Origin of the sequence: Lysinibacillus sp. NPDC093688, assembly GCF_050280145.1 — a bacterium.
Lineage (GTDB): Bacteria > Bacillota > Bacilli > Bacillales_A > Planococcaceae > Lysinibacillus > Lysinibacillus xylanilyticus_B.
Map to the genome: position 1 here is coordinate 18559 of NZ_JBNNUX010000038.1, position 21507 is coordinate 40065.

At 38.6% G+C, this 21507-nt stretch carries 22 protein-coding genes and 1 pseudogene; 2 read left to right on the top strand and 21 right to left on the bottom strand.

Annotated elements, in window-relative coordinates; translation table 11 throughout:
- Positions 1-29: 29 nt before the first annotated feature.
- The 20 genes and pseudogenes from qcrB to ACQKN2_RS21150 form a co-directional block, all read right to left on the bottom strand.
- Positions 30-704 (bottom strand): menaquinol-cytochrome c reductase cytochrome b subunit, encoded by a 675-nt coding sequence (gene qcrB, locus ACQKN2_RS21055; RefSeq protein ID WP_323649245.1) that lies wholly within the window; start codon positions 702-704, stop codon positions 30-32.
- A 14-nt stretch (positions 705-718) separates the two neighbouring features.
- Positions 719-1225 (bottom strand): ubiquinol-cytochrome c reductase iron-sulfur subunit, encoded by a 507-nt coding sequence (locus ACQKN2_RS21060; protein WP_323649247.1) that lies wholly within the window; start codon positions 1223-1225, stop codon positions 719-721.
- A gap of 154 nt (positions 1226-1379) precedes the next feature.
- Complete coding sequence (locus ACQKN2_RS21065) at positions 1380-1829, bottom strand: DUF2487 family protein (protein WP_323649249.1); 450 nt, start codon at positions 1827-1829, stop codon at positions 1380-1382.
- Positions 1830-2206: 377 nt separating this feature from the next.
- Positions 2207-2764, bottom strand: coding sequence for a ReoY family proteolytic degradation factor (locus ACQKN2_RS21070; RefSeq protein ID WP_053593562.1), 558 nt, complete (start codon positions 2762-2764; stop codon positions 2207-2209).
- 14 nt (positions 2765-2778) lie between these two features.
- Entirely contained in the window at positions 2779-4047 is a 1269-nt protein-coding gene (locus ACQKN2_RS21075; protein WP_427416686.1) for a tetratricopeptide repeat protein, read from the bottom strand.
- Between the two features lie 286 nt (positions 4048-4333).
- Positions 4334-5620, bottom strand: a complete 1287-nt coding sequence (gene aroA / locus ACQKN2_RS21080) for a 3-phosphoshikimate 1-carboxyvinyltransferase (protein WP_427416687.1) — start codon at positions 5618-5620, stop codon at positions 4334-4336.
- Between the two features lie 71 nt (positions 5621-5691).
- Complete coding sequence (locus ACQKN2_RS21085) at positions 5692-6792, bottom strand: prephenate dehydrogenase (RefSeq protein WP_427416688.1); 1101 nt, start codon at positions 6790-6792, stop codon at positions 5692-5694.
- Positions 6789-7889 carry a histidinol-phosphate transaminase gene (hisC, locus tag ACQKN2_RS21090; RefSeq protein WP_427416689.1) on the bottom strand — a complete coding sequence of 367 codons (1101 nt, stop codon included), beginning with the start codon at positions 7887-7889 and terminating at the stop codon, positions 6789-6791. Before hisC ends, ACQKN2_RS21085 begins: the two co-directional genes overlap by 4 nt.
- An 18-nt stretch (positions 7890-7907) precedes the next feature.
- A complete protein-coding gene (gene aroH, locus ACQKN2_RS21095) occupies positions 7908-8276 on the bottom strand; it encodes a chorismate mutase (RefSeq protein WP_427416690.1) in 369 nt (122 codons plus the stop codon).
- On the bottom strand, positions 8273-9364 hold the full coding sequence (aroB, locus tag ACQKN2_RS21100) for a 3-dehydroquinate synthase (RefSeq protein ID WP_427416691.1): 1092 nt from the start codon (positions 9362-9364) through the stop codon (positions 8273-8275). The genes aroH and aroB overlap by 4 nt, the downstream gene beginning before the upstream one ends.
- A 3-nt stretch (positions 9365-9367) precedes the next feature.
- Complete coding sequence (gene aroC, locus ACQKN2_RS21105) at positions 9368-10549, bottom strand: chorismate synthase (RefSeq protein ID WP_427416692.1); 1182 nt, start codon at positions 10547-10549, stop codon at positions 9368-9370.
- A 476-nt stretch (positions 10550-11025) separates the two neighbouring features.
- The gene (locus ACQKN2_RS21110) at positions 11026-11796 is read right to left on the bottom strand and encodes a CheR family methyltransferase (protein ID WP_427416693.1); all 771 of its coding nucleotides are present in this window, start codon (positions 11794-11796) and stop codon (positions 11026-11028) included.
- Positions 11797-11880: 84 nt separating this feature from the next.
- A complete protein-coding gene (locus ACQKN2_RS21115) occupies positions 11881-12111 on the bottom strand; it encodes a hypothetical protein (RefSeq protein WP_427416694.1) in 231 nt (76 codons plus the stop codon).
- Between the two features lie 576 nt (positions 12112-12687).
- Positions 12688-14313: a long-chain fatty acid--CoA ligase gene (locus ACQKN2_RS21120; RefSeq protein ID WP_427416695.1), complete on the bottom strand. Its 1626-nt coding sequence runs from the start codon at positions 14311-14313 to the stop codon at positions 12688-12690.
- Between the two features lie 501 nt (positions 14314-14814).
- On the bottom strand, positions 14815-15576 hold the full coding sequence (locus tag ACQKN2_RS21125) for a 3-hydroxyacyl-CoA dehydrogenase (protein WP_427416696.1): 762 nt from the start codon (positions 15574-15576) through the stop codon (positions 14815-14817).
- Positions 15577-15591: 15 nt separating this feature from the next.
- Positions 15592-16740, bottom strand: coding sequence for a thiolase family protein (locus tag ACQKN2_RS21130; protein WP_427416697.1), 1149 nt, complete (start codon positions 16738-16740; stop codon positions 15592-15594).
- Between the two features lie 355 nt (positions 16741-17095).
- A pseudogene (locus ACQKN2_RS21135) lies at positions 17096-17218 on the bottom strand (nucleoside-diphosphate kinase); the annotation flags it as partial.
- A 180-nt stretch (positions 17219-17398) separates the two neighbouring features.
- Positions 17399-17833, bottom strand: a complete 435-nt coding sequence (locus ACQKN2_RS21140) for a hypothetical protein (RefSeq protein WP_427416698.1) — start codon at positions 17831-17833, stop codon at positions 17399-17401.
- A 14-nt stretch (positions 17834-17847) separates the two neighbouring features.
- Entirely contained in the window at positions 17848-18183 is a 336-nt protein-coding gene (locus ACQKN2_RS21145) for a hypothetical protein (protein WP_427416699.1), read from the bottom strand.
- 531 nt (positions 18184-18714) lie between these two features.
- On the bottom strand, positions 18715-19296 hold the full coding sequence (locus tag ACQKN2_RS21150) for a recombinase family protein (RefSeq protein ID WP_427416700.1): 582 nt from the start codon (positions 19294-19296) through the stop codon (positions 18715-18717).
- A gap of 627 nt (positions 19297-19923) precedes the next feature.
- Here ACQKN2_RS21150 and ACQKN2_RS21155 point away from each other — a divergent pair.
- Both ACQKN2_RS21155 and ACQKN2_RS21160 read left to right on the top strand, forming a co-directional pair.
- Entirely contained in the window at positions 19924-20400 is a 477-nt protein-coding gene (locus tag ACQKN2_RS21155) for a hypothetical protein (RefSeq protein ID WP_427416701.1), read from the top strand.
- Between the two features lie 524 nt (positions 20401-20924).
- The gene (locus tag ACQKN2_RS21160) at positions 20925-21047 is read left to right on the top strand and encodes a hypothetical protein (protein ID WP_427416702.1); all 123 of its coding nucleotides are present in this window, start codon (positions 20925-20927) and stop codon (positions 21045-21047) included.
- A 356-nt stretch (positions 21048-21403) separates the two neighbouring features.
- On the opposite strand, the gene ACQKN2_RS21165 is transcribed toward ACQKN2_RS21160, so the two are convergent.
- On the bottom strand, positions 21404-21507 hold a 104-nt coding region (locus tag ACQKN2_RS21165; protein WP_427416704.1), incomplete at its 5' end, for an IS3 family transposase.

Sequence of the window (21507 nt, forward strand, 5' to 3'; positions counted from 1 at the left end):
TTAAAAAATCATCGAACCGTCAAGAACTATTACAACGGCCCTGAAATTCCTTGACGACGAATCATGATAAAGTGTGCTGCAAGTAACCCAAACAATACTGCAGGTAAGAAGAATACATGAATCGCAAAGAATCGTGTTAACGTTTGAGCCCCAAGAATAGTTGAGTCACCCGCTAATAAGATTTTAATCCATCCACCGATAAACGGTACAGATGCAGCAATTTCGATACCTACTTTAGTAGCGAATAATGCTTTCATATCCCATGGTAATAAGTATCCTGTAAAACCAAGACCCATCATTACACCAAAAATACCTACACCAACCATCCAGTTTAATTCACGAGGTTTCTTATAAGAACCTGTAAAGAATACACGAAGAGTATGTAAGAACATCATTACGATTACTAATGAAGCTCCCCAGTGGTGCATACCACGTACGATTTCACCAAATGCTACTTCGTTTTGTAAATAATAAACTGATTTCCAAGCATTCACTACGTCTGGTACATAGTACATTGTTAAGAACATACCAGATAGTATTTGAATCACTGTGATGAAGAAAGTTAATCCTCCGAAACAGTAAACGAATGCTGAAAAATGATGTGCAGGGTTCACGTGCTCTGGCACTTCGTGGTCGGCAATATCACGCCAAATAGGTGTAATATCTAAGCGTTCGTCGACCCAATCATAAATTTTATTTAGCACTGTTTTGTACCCCCTTACTTAACTAGAGTATTTGCTTTAGTTGGACCAAGCGATAAGTAACCATTTTCTTCTTTAACTTCGTATTCATCCAACGGACCTGTAGGCGGTGTACCTGGTACGTTTTTACCATTTTTCTCGTAACGTCCAGCGTGACAAGGACAGAAGAATTGATTCGGATGTGCTGAATCTTGCTCCCAGCCTACCATACATCCTAAATGCTTACAAACAGGAGATAATGCAACGATTTGATCGCCATCTTTGTAAACCCAAGCAACGTTTGTTACTTCTGATTTGTACCATGCGTCAACTTGTTCAAATTTTAAGTCAACTTTAACTGGTTTGTCAGTAATATCAGCGATTTTATGCTCTGTCTTTATAAAATTCCCACCATCATGTTTTTGTAATAATGGGTCAACTGCAAAGCGAAGCATCGGCATCAGCATACCTGCCGCCATAAAGCCACCTACACCAGTTAGTGTATAGCTTAGGAATTGACGACGTGAAACTCGATTATTACTCATTTTTTTCCCCCCTCTAACTTAAAGGTCAGTCCAACGGACATTCATTTACAAATAGTAATACTAGGACATATCTATGATATATCAAGTCCATAGCTTGGTCAATATAGCATTCTGTGGAAAGCTGGAGAATGTGAACATTTATTGAAACTAATTGTTAAATCTGTGCCCATTTGGTCGAAAGCATCGGAATCACTTGTCGTAATTGATCTTCGAGAATAGAGCTTTTCACACCTTTATCCATACTTTCTAACGGAATCGCTGGTAGCCAAACTACATTTATTTCTTCTCCAATATTTGTCCAAAAATGGTCACAAGTAATGAAGAACACATGCTTAAAACCAGCATTATGTAATTGTGCCTCTAATTGCTTCGGCATATCTTCGTTTTTTAATGTTGCACTATACGAAAATGGTGGCATCAGTAAAAGACGACCTTTAAACTGTTGTTCGATAAAAGATGTAAGCGATAACAAAAAATCCGCCTCTGTACCACTCTGTTTCATTTTTTCAGGAGATAAATCGACGGTTACGAGTGGAACAATTGCTGTATCGATAAATTCCTTCTGTGCCATAAACGATGTCACATCGCTTGCATTAAAATACATCTTACAAACCTCCTCTTGTTGCATAAATCAATTTCGCTTTGGCGTAATTCAATATCCGTGACATCCGCCAGGGCTTTAGGCCAACAAATGTTTTTTGAAGCGCAGTGCTAACGCAGCGTCAGCAAAAGGTTTTGTCTGTGCTAAAGCGTAGCGTCAACAACAACATATTGTTGGTCACTCAGTCGTTGCCACAGGACGTGGCATTCTTAGACTGGGTTCCTTTATTTCAGTTGGGTTTAATATACCCACTGAATGAAGATAAAAAAAATGCCCTTCTCCACTCTTCAATAGGATAGCCAATAAAAAGTGAAAACAATCATTCACTTGTTATGTTATCATATTGAGGTAGATAAAGGACATTCAATTTTTGCCTTTAACTAACGTAAATTAGCTGTTTCCTTTAGAGCTTGTAACAAATTTGACAATTCATAAAATCGCTCTTCATCTCCCTGATCGAGAGCTTCATCAATTTGCGCGAGTAATTTTTCTTCTTGGAATACGAGTAAGCTGTTGGAAAGCAGCTCTTCTGCCAGTAAACGATCTTTTTCACTGACAATAAGTGCTTCCGGCATATAAGGGTTTTCTTCAAGAACTGCTAAGTATTGTGCACTTGGTGGTACATTAGGAAAATTCAATTGTATATACATATCTTCATGTTCATGTAAGCGTAAATCATGGAAAGATTTCTCAGCATCTGCTGTCATTACATTGCCTTTGTAAAAACGAAATGGCACACCAGTTGAGTCAACTGTTGACATTACCATTGCTCTAGGGCAATAGTGAGCTTCTTCAACAAATCGAATTCGTTTTAATAACTCATCGTTGCTTAATAAGTAATTCAAAATCCATACACATTCACGACGTTTCAATTGATAATTCTTTAAAAACCATCTAACAAATGCTTTTTTATCGACAACTGATACAGAAGCAGTCATACCCACTCCCTCCTTTACTCAAATTCTAAGGTTTCTAACTTCTCTTGCCACTCTAGTTCACCCGGCTGAATAGTTATTAAATGACCGAGTACTTCTTTAGCTTCTGAACGCTTTCCTTCTTCTAATAAGAAATAAACATATTTTTCTAAAAATGCTGCGTCTTCCTTAAAATCATTATATGCCAAATGGTAAAATTCGTATGCACGGTCGTACAATTCTAAATTTTCATATGCAACCGCAGCAAATGGGTATAAGGTGCTCCATTCAAAATCATTTTTTTGCAACTCTTCAAATAATTCTATTACATCCTCATGACGCTCTTGCTGTGCCAACACAGAGATTAATGACAATACTGCCTCCATGTATTCAGGATCTAAGGCAATAGCTTCACGTAGATGCTGTTCACCCTCAGCTGGCAAACCCGTTTTTAAAGCCATTTTACCTGCGAATAAATATAAGGATTTATCATATTCATCACGCTTTAAACCTTCAAGAATGGCCGCGTAAGCTTTTGTATTGTCCTCCGTCATGGCATAGCTTTCAGCAAGCAATAAATAGGCAGAAAAATAATCAGGATCTAATTCTTTTAATTCTTCTAATTGTTTAATGGCCATTTCATATTTTCGAGATTGAAAGGCCGAATACGCAGCACCAAATAAAACATCCGGCTTTACTTCATCGTCAAGTGCTTTTAAATAGTAATCTAAAGCCGTTTCATAGGCAGCTCCAGCACGATACACCTCAGCAAGTCGTTCAACAAGACTTATCCCAGCAAATTCAACTTGTTGTTCATACAATTCTTCATATAGTCTCGCAGCCTCTAAAAAACGACCCGTTTCAAATAAAAGCTCCGCTTTAGCAAATTGTAATAATGGCTCCTCTGGTAATATAGATAGTGCCTCATTAATGCGCATTTCTGCTACTTCGAATAATCCTTGCATTTGATAATAATCTGCTAATACTAATAATGCTTGGGGATATTCTGGAGATGTCTCCTCTATTTCTAATAAAAAGTCTAGCGCTTCATCTTCAGCGCCAAGTTCCATTAAGACGTTTGCACGATCAATTTTCAACTGTGCCTCTTCTGGGAATAAAAATTGTAAATGCTCCAGTACACGGTCAGCTTCCTTCATATACCCATACTGCATAAACACTTCAGCTAGCGTATAAATTTCCTCTGGTAGCTCCTTCGTTAAAAATGATTCAAGTAGCTGTTCAATTAATGCTAAGTCTCCTTGTTCAAGTGCTTGCATCATTTCAGTCATCACATTGTTCACAGTCATTCACCTATTCTTTCATTAATACCTTTATGCTACAAAACATTTTCTTTCGAAACAAGAAAAAACTCCCCAAAAGACTTGGAGAGTCAGGATTAATTTCGCCTTGGCGTCATTACGTCCGGATTTTGAGTTGTGCCCAGGTCTGCACGAGTGCCGACAAGATGTCGGTAATGCCACAGGACGTGGCATCCTTACTAAGTTCGTCTATATCAGTAGGCGTTTGGTACATCCACTAAAAAGGAACCGCAACCGCATTCATCTAACCAAGTCAGAGTGTTAAAGATAGACCTTACTTTACTTGCTCTATATGCTCGAAAAACGATGGGTAAGAAACCGCAATACATTCTGCATCATCTAAAGTTACAGACCCATCTGTTATTAGTGCAGCTACAGCGCCCATCATTCCTATACGATGATCACCGTAAGTTTTGAGGCGAGCACCACGTAATGGAGTTGGTCCTTCAATAATCATTCCATCCTCAGTCGCTTCAATAGAAGCACCTAGTTTTTTCAATTCATCCACTACAGCCGTTATCCGGTCTGTTTCCTTCACTTTTAACTCCTCGGCATCCTTAATAATCGTTTTGCCGTTTGCCTGCGTTGCTAATAAAGCTAGAATCGGGATTTCATCGATAAGACGAGGAATAATATCTCCTTCAATTGTAGTTCCTTTTAATACTGAAGTTTCAATTGTAATTGTTGCTGTCGGCTCCGATTGGCTATCTTCATTCGGCATAAGTGATATAGATGCGCCCATATTTTGAAGCACTTCGATAATACCATCACGTGTTGGATTAATTCCGACATTTTCTAGCGTTATTTTACTACCTTCACAAATAGCTCCGGCTACTAAGAAAAAGGCTGCTGATGAAATATCACCAGGAACAGAAACATGCGTCCCGGTTAGAGTTTGTCCTCCTTGTAATGTAATAACACCATCCACCTCGTCAACCTGTGCACCAAATTGACGTAGCATTCTCTCCGTATGATCTCGAGAAACTTCAGTTTCTCGCACAATTGTAGTGCCTTCAGCACGTAAACCCGCAAGTAAAATAGCTGACTTCACCTGTGCACTCGCGACAGGCATGTGGTAATCAATAGCTTGTAATGTTGTACCTTGAATGGCTAATGGTGTATATTGTCCATCTGTCCTTCCAGTAATGTGTGCATCCATTTGACGTAACGGATCAATAACACGGCGCATCGGTCGTTTTCCAATGGACGCATCGCCTGTCATTACTGAATGTACGTTAGATCCAGCTAGAATCCCTAGCATCAAACGTGTCGTCGTACCAGAGTTTCCTGTGTATAGTACCTCTGTAGGCTCTTGCCACTCCTCTATGCCTGGACTGTCGATAGATACATTTGTTCCTTCCACGTCAATTTTTACACCGAGCTTTCGGAAGCAATCAATTGTACTCAAACAATCCTCACCTAATAAAAAGCCGTCAACTGTCGTTTTACCCGTTGCAATAGCTCCAAACATAACAGAACGGTGAGAAACAGATTTATCACCTGGAATCGTTAAAGTCCCTTGTAAGGAAGGTTTATCATATTGTAATACTTTTTCACTCATCGTTTCTTCCCCCCAATATGAAGATAGAAAGCGCCGTAATTTCGACGCTTTCTTTTAAGTAAGCATTTTGCCTACGAAATATATGTTTCATAATTAGCACGCTTTTGTATACACGCTGCTGCACGTTCACGATCACTTTCGCTTTGTAAGCTAATAACTAGAATACCGAACACGTCTTCACGTGCCTCTAAAATACGTAAATTCGTAATACTAATCGCTTCGTCTGCAAGTAAGCCTGTCACCTCAGAAATAACCCCCGGATAGTCAGGAACATCAACATATAAGTCAAATGATGTGAACATTGCTCCTGCACTTATCGGTAATTCATCCCTTAGCTCTTTGGCAATCGCAAAGTATTTTTCAATGTCCTCCGAGCCACCATTTAAAAGTAGCTCCTTAACACGACTCATTTCCTTTTCCCAGCCTTCTAGCTGTGCAATAAGCTCATCTCGATTTTGTAATGTAATATCTCGCCATAAAATCGGATTGGATGACGCAATACGCGTTACATCACGGAAGCCCCCTGCAGCAAGAGAACGGGTCATCGGATACTCCCCATTTTCTCCGCCCAACTGGTGCACAAGAGAAGCAGCAACGACATGCGGGAAGTGACTAACTACAGCTGTCATATGATCATGCTCACGAGCAGATACACTAACAACCTTTGCATGTGTAAATTTTAATAGACTTTCAAGCTGTGCCATATGGATAATTTCTTCACCGGCAAGCGGTGTTAGCATATAGTACGCATTTTCAAAAAGGTGAGCCTTTGCAGCTAAAACACCGCTTTTATGTGAGCCTGCCATTGGATGTCCTCCAATAAAGGTAATGCCTAACTCACGCAATTCCCCAGCCTTTTGCATAATCATCTTTTTTGTACTTCCTGTATCTGTTACGATTACTTTATTTTTTAACGGCCATGTTTTTAATTGTTCCATCCAGTCAAGTGTTGCGTTAACCGGAGTTCCAAAAATAATAACATCTACGTCGGACGCCACTTCTTTTGGATCTGTCACAATATCATGAACAATATTTAACGTTTTCGCATGATCACGTGTTTTCTCATCCATATCATAGCCAATAATCTTTGTTTCTGGTGCCTTTTGTAATGCTAAGGCAATTGAGCCTCCAATTAGGCCTAGCCCAATAACGAGCACTTTACGTGTCGTCATGCAAAAACTCCTAGCTCTTTAAGGACATTTTCAAGGTGACCTAACAACGCTTCATTTTGAGCCTCTGTTCCGATTGTCACACGGATAAACCCAGGCAATCCTAACGCATTTCCACTACGGATTATAAAGCCTCGTTTCATTAGCTCATTGAAAACAACATCACTATCAGCATTCGTATTAAAGAAAATAAAGTTCGTATCAGAAGGGAAGTATTGTAAATTATTTTTTTCACAAAATTCAATATATTGCTTTTTACCATTTTCATTTGCTTCACGGCAAGCTTTTATATATTCTTGATCACTTAAAGCGATTGTCGCGACTGCTTGACTTAAAATGGTATTGTTAAATGGCGCTCTTACTGGATCAAGCTTAGCAATTACGTCGGGTTGCCCAATTGCATAACCCACTCGGAAAGAAGCTAGACCATATGCTTTTGAAAATGTACGCATTAATAGTACATTTGGAAACTCGTTAATTAAAGGAAGAGTATCTTTGTGACCAGGATGCGTTACGTATTCGATATAGGCTTCATCTAATACTACTAGCACATCACTTGGCACTTTAGCTAAAAATGCACGCAATTCAACATCAGGTATCACAACACCTGTTGGATTATTTGGACTACAAACCCAAACGATTGATGTGTTATTATCAATTGCCGCTACCATTGCATCTAGATCATGTGCACCTTCTATACAAGGAACTTTGCGTACCTCTGCGCCTTCGATTGCAGCATTGTGCCAGTATTGAGAGAAGGATGGGTCTGCCATCACTGTGTTTACGCCTGGATACAACAATGCACGAGTAATGATGGCAATGATATCGTCGGAGCCGTTACCAAAAAGAAGCTGTGTTTCTTTGACATCTAGATGATGCGCAACAGCCGTACGTAAATTTTGCGCATAGCCGTCTGGATAAATAGCATGATTTACCGAATTATTTTGTAAATAAGCAGTTATCTTAGGTGAGCACCCAAATGGGTTTTCATTAGATGCTAATTTTACGACTTCTTGTAAGCCATATTCACGTTGTACTTCTTCAATTGGTTTACCTGGCTTATATGCTTGCATACCGTCCAATTGTTGTTTCCATTTCATCTCAAACATCTCCTCTATTTATTTAGCTTGGGCTAAATCTGGTCTTAATTTCACTGCATCATTGAGATACAAGTGTTTTACATCCTTTTGTGCTACTTCCACATTCGCATGTATTAATACACGAATGCAAAGTGGCAATGCGTTCGGCACGTCCATTTCATGCGTACACATGACAGGTACATATTGCCATCCGTCCATTAACCGTACAGCACGTGCCGGAAAGGCTGACGTAATATCTGGCGTTGTGGATATTATTATGGAAGCAATATCATCTACTTCCACATTATTTGCTGTTACTACTTCACGCACTAATCTTGCTGTCTCATCCCATACAAGCTCTGGCTTGTCAGATTCAATTGTAATTGCTCCTCTAAGTCCACGAATCATACAATCACCTCCGCTAATAGCTGTCGGAATTCGGTGTCTACTTCTCTGCACTCTGCTAAATCAATTGGTTGCACGAATGGTTTACCAATTTTATCCAACAATACAAATTGTAAAATACCATACTCCGCTTTTTTATCTTTCATTAAATACTCTGTTAACTGATTAAAAGAATACATTTTCACAGATTCAAATGGATAACCATTCTTTACTGCAAATTGCAAAAATGCTGTAGTAAAGTTGCGGTCTAATTCACCGTATCTTTCACTTAATAATAAACAATACACGAGTCCAATCATTACAGCCTCGCCATGCGCTACTTTTCCATAACCAGCGGCCGCTTCAATAGCATGACCATAAGTATGACCTAAGTTTAAAAATTTTCGCACGGATTGCTCGGTTTCGTCCTCTGCTACTATTTGCGCTTTTACTTCAATTCCTTTTCTAAGTTGCTTCGCTAATTCTTCTGTGCTGAAATGAATAACTGTCTCTACAGCCATTAATTCCTCTAACCACGCTGCATTAGAAATCATCGCATGTTTGATCACTTCTGCTGTTCCTGAACGTACTTCACGCTCCGGTAAGCTTTCGATAAATATAGTATCGTAAATGACTCCCTCAGGTTGATAAAACGCACCAATCATATTCTTACCTAGTGGATGGTTAATTGCTGTCTTACCGCCTACTGCTGAGTCATGTGCTAAAATCGTCGTTGGGATTTGAATAAATGGCACTCCACGCATATAAGTGGCTGCAACAAAGCCTGTTAAATCACCTACAGCACCCCCACCAAATGCAAAAACAAATGATTTACGTGAGCACTTTTGTTCAAGTAAAAATGTTTGGGCTGCATAATATTGTTCAAAGGTTTTACATGCCTCACCACTTGGTAAGACAAAAACCTCAAAATGATAAGGGAAATTAGCTTTGAAATAATCTCCTTGCGCTGCCCACACATTAGCATCTGTAAAAACAATGAGTTTATCGGCTTTTTGAAGCTTATCATCAAATTCTTTTACTGCTTCTGCCAAAAAATTATGACCAATGACAACCTCATATTGATGTGATTTCGTCGCTACTGGTACTCGCATAAATTAGAACCCCTTTGTATAACGACGGTGTTCGTCGATTTGAGCTTTTAGTTGAGGTAATTGATCACTATGGAATTGTTCTACTATCGCATTCGCTATTTCCCAGGCAATAACATGCTCAGCAACAACTGATGCTGCTGGTACTGCACAGCTATCAGAGCGTTCTACACTAGCTTTAAATGGCTCTTTCGTTTCAATATCAACACTTTGCAACGGTTTATATAATGTAGGAATTGGTTTCATTACACCACGTACGACTATTGGCATTCCAGTAGACATTCCACCTTCTAAACCACCAAGTCGATTTGTTGCACGTGTATAACCTTCTTCCTCTGACCAAATAATTTCATCATGTACTTCAGAGCCTTTACGTCGTGCCATTTCAAATCCGATTCCAAATTCCACACCTTTAAATGCATTGATAGATAACATGGCAGCTGCTAATTTCGAATCTAGCTTACGGTCATAATGAACATATGAACCAACACCAGCTGGCATTCCTTCTACAATAACTTCAACAACACCACCAATGGAGTCACCTGCTTTTTTCGCTTCATCAATAGCTGCCACCATTTTTGCAGAAGCCTCGGGGTCAACGCAATAGCAAGGATCCTCTTCAACAATGGCACGAATTTCATTTACTGATTTCCCTTCCACTAAGGAAGTGTCTGCCTTAATACCAACGATTTCTGTTACATGCGCCACTATGGAAATGCCTAATTCATTTAATAACGCTTTTGCAACAGAACCTACAGCTACACGAACAGTTGTCTCACGCGCTGAAGAACGTTCTAACACATTACGTAAATCACGGTGTCCGTATTTCATGCCTCCTACTAAATCTGCATGTCCTGGACGAGGGCGTGAAATTTGGCGTTTAATATCTTCAGGATTCACATCTTCCGCTAATGGTTCTGCTCCCATAATTTTTGTCCAGTGCTTCCAATCATCATTTGTGACTACGAGCGCTACGGGAGAACCAAGTGTTTGTCCATGACGAACACCAGCAACGATGTCCACTGTATCCGTTTCGATTTGCATACGGCGACCTCGCCCATGTCCTCCTTGACGACGTTTTAAATCGTGGTTAATTTTTTCTGCTGTAATTGATAAGAGCGTCGGTAAGCCCTCAATAATTGTTGTTAATTGGGGGCCATGTGACTCTCCCGCTGTTAAGTAACGCATAAACACTTTCTCCCTTCAACTCGCTAAAGTATGTATTTTTCACTATAACATATATTCTCTAAAAAAACAGTCCTTTTGCAAATGTCTTTCAAGACTCGTTTTAATTATTTGTAAACTCCGAATTGCTCCAGCGACTTCAATTATTTTTAAAAGTACCTTTAAAGTTAATTTAGAGCACCTCGTTAAATTCGAATATTCTGAACGATTCACTTAAAAAAAAGATATTTTCTTCACTTTCACTAATCATTAGTCTTCACTACTCAAGCTTTTACTGGCAGTTAATCTCCTACTTATTTTGCGTTCGCTAAATTTTGATGTTGGTGTCTTACCGCCCGTTGATGCGAGATAACTAATAAAAAATACGCTTTTGCTTATACCAAGCGAAAAGCGTACGAGTCATCTATGTCTAAAGCCTTTAAAATATGTACACGACATTCATATTGTCTATTGTACGAATGCTTTTCTCGTATTATTAACTATTTTCGTCTATAGAAGAATGTATCCTCGACTTCAAAATCATAACGAGATGGGTTAAAAATTTGCTCTGTAGATCCAACAAATAAAACCCCATCCTGACGCAACGCTTTACTAAAATTCGTATAAATCTGATCTTTCGCTTCTTCAGTAAAATAAATCATCACATTGCGACACACAATTAAATCATAATTAGCATCATAATGATCATTAAGTAAATTATGTTTCTTAAACGTCACACAACGTTTAATCTCATCCTTGACCCTATAAAAGGAACCTTCTTGCTCAAAATACTTGGCTTTAATATCACTCGGCACTTCTGCTAATGAGCGCTCTGGATACACACCTAATTTCGCCTTTTGAATGACATTTTCATCTAGATCAGTAGCAATGATTTGAATTTGAGATAATGGCACTAATTGAGATAATACCATGACTAAAGAATACGGTTCTTCACCCGTTGAACAAGCAGCACTCCAAATTTTTAAACGCTTATTAGATTGCAGTAATTTCGGAAATATTTTTTTCTGCAACACTTCCCAACGCTTCCCATTGCGATAAAATTCGGAAACATTAATGGTCATGCGATCTAAAAACTCATTCATTAAGTCCCGATCTTGTTCAAGTACCTTTAGAAAGTCCACAAAATTACGATGTCCCTTTTTCTCATACAGAGATGTTAATCGTCTTTTCATTTGCGCTTCTTTATATAGCGCTAAATCTATTCCTGTTTTGCGCTTTATACCTGCTATAAACTGTTCATAATCAGACATATGGTCTTCTTCCCCTCTAGCGTCGTATTTCCATTATAGCGGAAAAGTGCCATTTCTGAAATAGTCTTTCACATGTAATCCAGGTTACTTAGTTGAGTTTTGTTTTTCCTCTAATAACAACACTTTGGATTGCTCTAATTCTAGACGTAATTTTTCTGTTTCCATCGTATACGTTTCTAATCGAAGCTTTTCTAACTCCGTTTCTTTCTCAATAGCCTTTAATCTAATTTTTTGCTTTCTTGTATGGGCATCAGTAAAAATCCCCGCTAAACTAATAACTACTCCACCAATAATAGCAACTATTGCAATTGACAATACGTCCACATCCTCTCATTAATGATTATACGGTAAAATGAAAAAAATAGTTTCACTTTTCTTTTCATTCTTCCATTAAATTAGCTAAAATATTCTTATTGATATTTTTGGTATTTCACCAAAATATGCACTTGACTGCACATTCCATCATTACCATAACGAAAGGTTGATTTCCGTTCCGACTGGGCGCTTTCCTGGGGGCGTCCGATGAGCCGCTTCGCTTCGCTGCAGGGTCTCGGGCCAACACGATGTTGGTCACGAAGGCTTTATCACAGGATGTGATGCTTTTAGCCTTCGTTCCTCTATTGCTGATCCCCAAGGAGTCGCCCAGTCGTAACGAAGATCAACTTATAACATGGCATACGTTTTAACAAATATTATTCCTAACTTTTAGCGATGAGCCAAAATTTAAGTCCATACTAAAATCTATTCTTGATTAAAAAGTATTGTTTGTAAGAAAAAAGTATATGGAGCGAAGGTGGGATTCAGACCACATTCATGGAAAGGGTCCCACAGAGTCCAGTTTTTCACGCAAAAAATGAAGGCAGTTAGTTACCACCTTCAAGCTTTAGTCACTTAAACCTCTACTCGATAATCCTTTAAATCTTCTCGCAATTTTACCTTCATGAATTTCCCTACAGAAGTTTTAGGTATCTCATTTAAAAATACAATATCATCAGGAATCCATGTTTTATGGAATTGCGATCGTAAATCTTCTAGCAGTTCTGATTTCGTAATGGAATCCTTACATTCAAGCTTCGGTACAACACATGCTAGAGGTCGTTCTATCCATTTTTCGTGAGGAATCGCTATAACAGCAGCCTCCAACACTTTAGGATGTGACATCAAAGCATTTTCAAGCTCTACTGAAGAAATCCATTCTCCACCGCTTTTAATTAAATCTTTCGTACGATCTGTAATTTTAATATAACCATCTACTGTCATTACAGCAATGTCACCAGTGTAGAGCCAGCCATCTTTAAAGGCTTCCTTTGTTCGTTCATCGTTATAATACTCTGCAGCAATCCACGGGCCTCTAATTGTCAATTCGCCCATTGTTTTGCCATCCCAAGGGACTTCACCGTTTTCATTGACTACGCGTGTTTCAATAAGCGGCACTGTTATTCCCTGCGTAATACGAACATCCATTTTTTCACCGATCGCATAATCTTGCATATGTGTTAAATACGTCGATACGCTAACAAGTGGAGATGTCTCGGTCATACCGTAGCCCGTCATGTAAGGAATGTTAAGCTCCTCCTCAAAACCACGAACTAGACCGAGTGGCGATGCTGAACCACCACAGACAATCAACCGTATTGAAGACAAATCACGAGGATTTTTGCGTTGCTCCTGTAATACCCCAAGCCAAATCGTAGGTACTCCTGCAGTCAACGTTACCTTATATGTTTCAAATAAATCAAGTAGTAACTGCGGTGTAAACATCGGCCCTGGAAGCACCTGTGTAGCACCAAATAATACACCAGCAAACGGAAATCCCCACGCATTGGCATGGAACATGGGTACAACAGGAAGTAAAACATCAGCCTCGCCTATTGCAATACTATCGGAGAATCCCGCTGCCATAGTATGGAGGACAATACTACGATGAGTATACACTACGCCCTTTGGCATTCCTGTAGTTGCACTTGTATAGCACATGCCAGCCGGTGTATTTTCATCTAAATCATCTGGGAATTTAAAATCATCATTCGCCTCTTCGAGTAATGCCTCATAGGACAGAGCATTCGGTAATGGGAAGTTTTCTAGCACGAGCGCATCCCCCATTACGATAAAATGCTTGACTGTTTTAAGCTGCGAGGCAATTGGTGCAATAAGTGGAACTAAGTTATCATCAATTAGTAATATTTCATCTTCTGCATGATTAATAACATAAGCAATATGCTCAGGCGCTAATCGAATATTAATCATATGCAACACAGCTCCTGCACATGGGACTGCAAAATATGCTTCTAAATGGCGATGGTGATTCCAAGCGAAGGTACCTACCTTCATACCTCTCTCCATTCCCAACTTTGTAAGGGCATCTGCTAGTTTACGAGTTCGTTTTACATATTCTTTATAAGTAAACTCGTGAATGGTTGTAGGGCTTGTCCGCGAATATATTTTTTTCGCATGGAAAAATCGTTCTGCTCGATCCAAAAAACTTGTTAATAATAAAGGTGTATCCATCATATGCATAATAACGCTCCCCTTTGTTTATATAATTTTTGAATCGTCCAAGGCTTCTGCAGCTACCAATAATTACATATAACAGGATCACAACCAAAACGTGTGGTTGATTTCCGTTCCGGCTGGACGCTTTCCTGGGGGCGTCCGATGAGCCGCCTCACTCGCGGTGCTCGCTCCAGGGTCTCGGGCCAACACGATGTTGGTCACGAAGGCGTTATCACAGGATGTGATGGTTTTAGCCTTCGTTCCCCTATCGCTAATCCCCAAGGAGTCACCCAGCCTCCACTCCAATCAACTTATTTGCATAGTAGACGTTTTAACAAAAGTCATCCACAACTTTTGGTGATGAACCATATAAAACAAGTAAATTTTTTCGCTCGCTAACCGCAGACAAGTACCTTTTCACTTCAGAGCTTCACAAATGCGTAATCACAGGAGCCTTTGCTAATTCTCTTTGCTCTGTGAACAGTCTAGCTTATTTAGTTTGAGGCGAGCACCTTCGAGTTACCGTTACTTTGGCTGCAAACGAATCGCACCGTCCAAGCGGATGACTTCACCATTTAATAAACCATTTTGGATAATACTTTCGACCAATAGCGCATATTCTGATGGTTTCCCAAGTCGTTTAGGGAACGGCGTCATTTGGGCAAGTGCTGTTCTTGCTGTCTCTGGTAACGACGCAAACATTGGTGTTTCTATTAATCCTGGAGCAATCGTCATGACACGTACACCAATTTCAGCAAGCTCTCGAGCAATCGGCAACGTCATCGCTGCCACACCACCCTTTGACGCGCTATATGCTGCTTGTCCTATTTGCCCATCAAACGCTGCCACAGATGCAGTATTAATAATAACGCCACGCTGACCTTCCTCGTTTGGCTCATTATGTTGCATCTTCTCGGCTGCTAGTCGAATCACATTGAAAGTACCAATTAAATTGACAGAAATCACCTTTTCAAATAAACCAAGAGCATGTACACCACGCTTTGAAAGTACTTTACTTGCGTCAGCAATTCCAGCACAATTCACTGTGACATTAATGGACCCAAATGTTGCTACTGCTTGTTCAAGCCCTGCCGCTACATCAGCTTCTTTGGTAACATCAACGCGTGCATATTGGACATTTTCCCCTAGCTTCTCTACTAGTGCGTGTCCTCGCTCGTCATTAAGATCAAAAATGACGGCTTTGCCACCCTCAGCAACAATTCTTCGAACAGTCGCCTCTCCTAAACCAGAAGCTCCTCCTGTTACAACTGCTATTACTTCATTCATCAAACACAACCCCCTTTACATTTTTTCAATGATAGTAGCGTTCGCCATCCCCATACCTTCACAAATTGCAAGTAAACCATATCTTAAACTTTCTCGTTCCATTCTGTACAGCATCGTTGTTAACAGTTTTGTACCCGTCGCTCCTAATGGATGCCCTAATGCAATTGCTCCTCCATCCGGATTTAATTTATTGGGATCTGCTCCAATTTCACGCAACCAAACAAGTGGTACTGGTGCAAAGGCTTCATTCACTTCATACGTATCAATTTCCTCTATCGTAAGACCTGAACGTTCTAGCGCTTGTCTAGTTGCCTCAATTGGACCAGTTAGCATTAACGTCGGATCTGAGCCAACAACAACTCTTGTAACAATTTTAGCAAGTGGTCGGATACCAAGCTCCTGCGCCTTTTCTAAAGACATAATAACTACAGCTGAGGCACCATCACTCATTTGACTTGCATTACCGGCTGTTATCACACCATCTTCTTGGAAAATGGTTTTTAGTCCATTTAATATATCAACTGTCGTTTCTGCCCGAGGCCCCTCATCAACAGAAAACGTTGTCATTGAGCCGTCTTCTTGCGTAACTTGTACAGGCAGTATTTCCTTATTAAAATGGCCAGCCTCAATTGCACCTAATGCTCGTCTATGACTATCGTAAGCAAAGTTATTAAGCCGTTCCTTTGACAAATTCCATTTTTCCGCTATTTTTTCGGCTGATACCCCTTGATGAATAATTGTATAGTTGTCTTGTAATCGTTTACCCGCGTGGGTACCCTTCATGTTAGAACCCATTGACACCCTCGTCATGCTTTCTACCCCACCAGCAATAACAATGTCCATATCGCCTGCTAAAATAGCCTGTGCAGCGAAATGAACAGCCTGCTGACTTGAGCCACATTGACGATCAATTGTCACACCTGGGACACTCTCCGGAAAACCTGCCATTAATAGCGCAGTACGGGCTATATTTGCTCCCTGTTCAGCAGTTTGCGTCACACAGCCAAAAATAACATCCTCCACCTGATCCTTATTAATACCTGCTCGTTGTACCACTTCTTGCAGTATATCTGCCGCTAAGTCATCTGCTCGAACGTTGCTTAATGCCCCTTTACTTCTGCCAACTGCTGTACGAACAGCTGATACTATTACCACTTCTCTCATAAAAAAACCCCTTTGCACTGTCGATTCTCTCATTTCCTATCATCCAATGTATTTAGATGCTACGAAATATATTCTTGATGATTAAGCTATTCACAAGCCTTAATTATCAGAATATTATATCTTTTATTTTACATGACCAAGAAGTATTTAACAATTCTATATGTATCTAGAAAATTTCATCCACTATTTTTATAGGCTATCTAGGGTTCTATTTATAAAAACTAACCGCACTCCTTTCAGAGCAATAAAAAAAGCAATCTCAAAGTAAATTGAGATTGCTTAATCTATTTGCAAATTTAATTATGCCTCGGCATAATTGTTATCTCACTAGGTCGGTGATAAACGCTGAAAGAAATTAAACTAATTCACCGAAGAATAAGCCGATTTCACGCTCAGCAGAAGCAAGTGAGTCAGAACCGTGAATGATGTTGTGAGAAACAGTTGTAGCATAGTCACCACGGATTGTACCTGGGTAGCTACCAAAAAATAGACTTTAACTATTGTCTCTGAAATCACTAATATCATGGGTTCTACGAAATAAACGAAAAAAACTAAATTAGAACTAAGTTTTTACCTTCTTGTTTCGATTATAAATGAGATGGAAAAGGAAGGCAATAAAAAAGAGAATCGTAAATAAATACGATACTCTTAGAGTTTATTATTCTTTATATTCAGCAAGTTTTTTCGCCATTTTTTCTTTATCATAATTCTTAATTTCTAAATTAGTAGCACCAAGAATTTCTTCCATCACTTGATATTGTTCATCAAATTTTTCAGTGTTTGGTGAACCTGTTGATATCCCAATTACTTTAGTAGTTAAATATATTTTTTGTAATTCTTTTAAATTATCTAGTATTTCTTTCTCTTCTATAGTCGAATTTTTATCATACTTTTCAATAAAAGCGTTAATAGATTCATTAAACCCCTCTAAAAACTCATTATTATTTAGCGAATCTTTCATTAGAAGTGTATATTGAATACTATCATTCCAAACTTCTTCTTTTACATTTTCGGGATTATTGCTATTACTACTACAAGCACTAATAATTAAAACCATTACCAATAACATTAAATATATTGTAGTTCTTTTCATTATAAGTTAATACCTCACTTGTGTTTATTAATATTATTTAATATTAACATTGTACAAGCAAATACCATACACACTAAAGCAAGAACAAAATAACCTGTTGCGTATGATGCATTGATAATATAGTTATAAGCATCACCGCCGACATAAGCGTTAACCGATTCACTACTAAAATAACTATCATCTTCACTTTCATATACAAACATCTTATAGAAGCCCATACCAACTGATACAATAGCTCCAATAAAACCTATGACACTAAAAAGTGTATAGGGTGCTTTTGATTGTTTTTTCTGATTCTGCTCATCGAATCGTTCTTCTAATGATTTCTGAACTATTTCTTTCTCTTCCAAAACTACCACTCCTGAATTATATAATAGAACTATACATTACCATAGTTGGATATAACGGGAAACATTTTTTTATGGGTGTGTGAAAAATGGTAAGCTATTGGTAAGCTATTATATAGAAGAAACTCGATTGGGGTATCGTTATTCAACTTGTTGATTTCTATGTATTTCAACTTCACAAGGTTGCTCTCGTATCATTCATAACCTCAATTCGTGTGGTTGATACAGGTCACCTTTATATAGGAAGATACACTACCTCAATATCGGAAAAGTACCCCCTCTATCACTCATGCCATGTAGCGCTACAACGTCCACCTGACACGCTTTTGACCTTCACTGATCAATGTGTCACCTCGACCTTTAGGAACATTCTGTGAAGCCCCTGTGACCTCATGTATGGCTCTGATTCACTTCACGACCATTCAAAATAAAAGAATCCTTTTACCTGCTATTTATGAATAGTCATGAAGCTTTCAAAACTCTTATAAATCAATGCTATATCTACTCTTCATCTACTATGCTCCCTAAGAACAATTATTGGTTATCCTGTGCAACTTCCTGTGCTTTGCGCTTATTCATGGCTCTAATCAGTGTACTTTTACTGATACCTGTCTTTTTTGACACTTGGTTGTACGAATGTTCACTAAGCATACTTAAAGCATGTTCTAATTGCGCCTTTGTGTATGTAGGCTTACGACCTTCACGATAATCGGGATTCTGCTTGGCAATCGCTTTGCCCTCTTGTGTGCGCTCTACAATCATGTCACGCTCGAACTCTGCAAAAGCAAAGAAAATATTTTTGATTAGTTTTGAAGCAGGTGTATTATCCAAAAGACCAATGTTCAAAATATGTACTTTTACACCTTCTGCTATCAACTCTTTTACTAATTCACTACCTTGTGAAGCAGAACGAGCAAAACGGTCTAATTTTGTTACCATAAGCGTATCGCCTTCCTTTAACACGCTTAAAAGTTCATTAAACTGCGGTCTATCTGTTTTAGTACCTGTGAACTTTTCTTTGTAGATGATACTAGCACCATTTTGCTCTAGCATTTGAATCTGTGCTTCTAGGTCTTGTCCTTCTGTTGATACTCGTGCATATCCATATACAGTCATTTCAGTTCCTCTTTTCACGTTTACTTATGACACTTAATTACGACACCATTCGATACCATGATATTACAGCATCATACTTTCGGTGTCAATACTTTTAAGTTGAGACACCACTTTCCACTATCATATCCACTGTCGCAAAGACTTTAGTTCCTCTATGAAATATGTGTATCCACTCACACGCTTTAGATGATGTCACATTTACCCTTATGTTCCGCTACAATTTTATCTATCTATTCAATGGAGCAACTAATACAGGTTTATAGTGTGATTCCCCTGACATTAGCGATTGATTAGGTTTGTAAAGATTTAAACACTATCGTATCGCCTGCGGTAACAGTCAATCTTTCTTGTTAGTGCTACACGCATCAACAACTATATTTTTGTAAATATGTTACAATATAAATAGTCAGATTATTCAATCACAAAACCAACAACATAGGTTAGTTAAAGGATGGACTTCAAAGATTCTTGTAGAAGAAATAATACAAAGTAATAACTACTTCTTCTAGTTCAATTAATTTATACGTATATTAAGTTTATTTCAGAGAGATTCCCTTCTATCCACTAGTTGATTAAATGATATTTTAAGTGTGAGTGAGTTAACAAAAAAAGATGGGGGTTGTATTAATGTTCAAAAAGTCTTTATTTTTAATCTTTATAACAATTATATCTCTAGTAATAACAGGCTGTAATGACGAAGAGCCATTAAAAGAAGAAGTTATTCAAAACAATTGGAAAGAAAGTCCACTTTTTGAATCGGGCGGTTACAAAATGATTGGTGAAGAAGGACGCTTAGGTTTTATCTACGATGATTCCGAAGTTGTTAGATTTTATCCTGATAAAGTCCAAAAGTACATGTGGCATTTTTGGGGAAAAGAAGATGAGTTGATTGGTGACTTTGAAGTTTTAGGAACTCATGAAAACAGTAATGAAGAAATAATAATTGTACCAAAAGGAGAAAATTCTTTTCTTAGCCCTAATAATGGTGCAGATAATCACAATCCAACACATATGATGCTCCCTAAAAGTGGAATGTGGAAGTTAGATGCTTATATTGGAGATAGACTATTTGGAAGTGTTTATGTAAAAGTTCATAAGGAATAAATGACTTATTGAAGGAATGGGTACTAAAGTTTAATTAAGATAGGACTTGCGTGTATGATTAATCATCATGTATGCAAGTCCTTTTGTTATGCTTTCACAATCCCTCCTGTAGCTCCACACATAGCTCTGTAGCACCAATCAGACAACCTGTGTAAATGTTTCCCCTGCTTCACTATCAAAGCTCACAGGCTCTGTAGACGGCTTCAAAGAGGTGCTACGGTTGCTATCGTTGTTCATAGGGCTTGTAGCAAACACTCTATTAGCACAGCACTTCATTACGCCATGCTCAACTGTGACGCCCTTCCTTTGAGGAAGGTGTATTTGCTCCGAGAACCTACCTGAGGGACTTAACAATGCACATCAGCTTAATGATGTGCTACCTCAATCTCATAATAACTTGCTATATAAGCTCACACTTCATCTAGCACCAACATTTGGAAATATGTTACAATATACCAAACAACGTTATTCAGTTATTATAGAAAAGCGCAGTAATTTAAGACTTTAACACTAAGGTGGGACAAATGATGGGAGCATGGATAGGTCAAATAATAATTTTCTTTATATTATTAGCTATGATTTATGGAGTTTATTATGCTATTCGATTAACTATCTCTATTGTAAAAAAATATAAAGATGATATTTAAATCAATGATGCAATTTTGACATAGCCATCAAGATAGGACTTACATTATGTTTAATCTTCATATCTGCAAGTCCTTTTGTTATGCTTTCTCAATCACTCCTGTAGCTCCACACATGGCTTTGTAGCACCAATCAGATAGCCTGTGTGAAATAATTTCCCTGCTCAACTATCTACGCTCACAGGCTCGGCAAATTCTTCTAGAAGCTTGCTACGGTTGTTGTTGTATGCCAACTCAAAATTGACCTCGGTATAGACCTTATCGTACCGCCTGCGGTAACAATCAATCTAGTTTGTTCCTCTACCAACTCAAACTCTGCTATGTTATGCATGGTATGTCAACACTAAACTGGACAAAAATTATAAGGACTGTTGCTTGAATTCCACTGGTGTTAAATAGCCTAGTGTTCCGTGAATTCGAATGTTATTGAACCAATGAACATAATCATCAAGTTCAAGGGCGA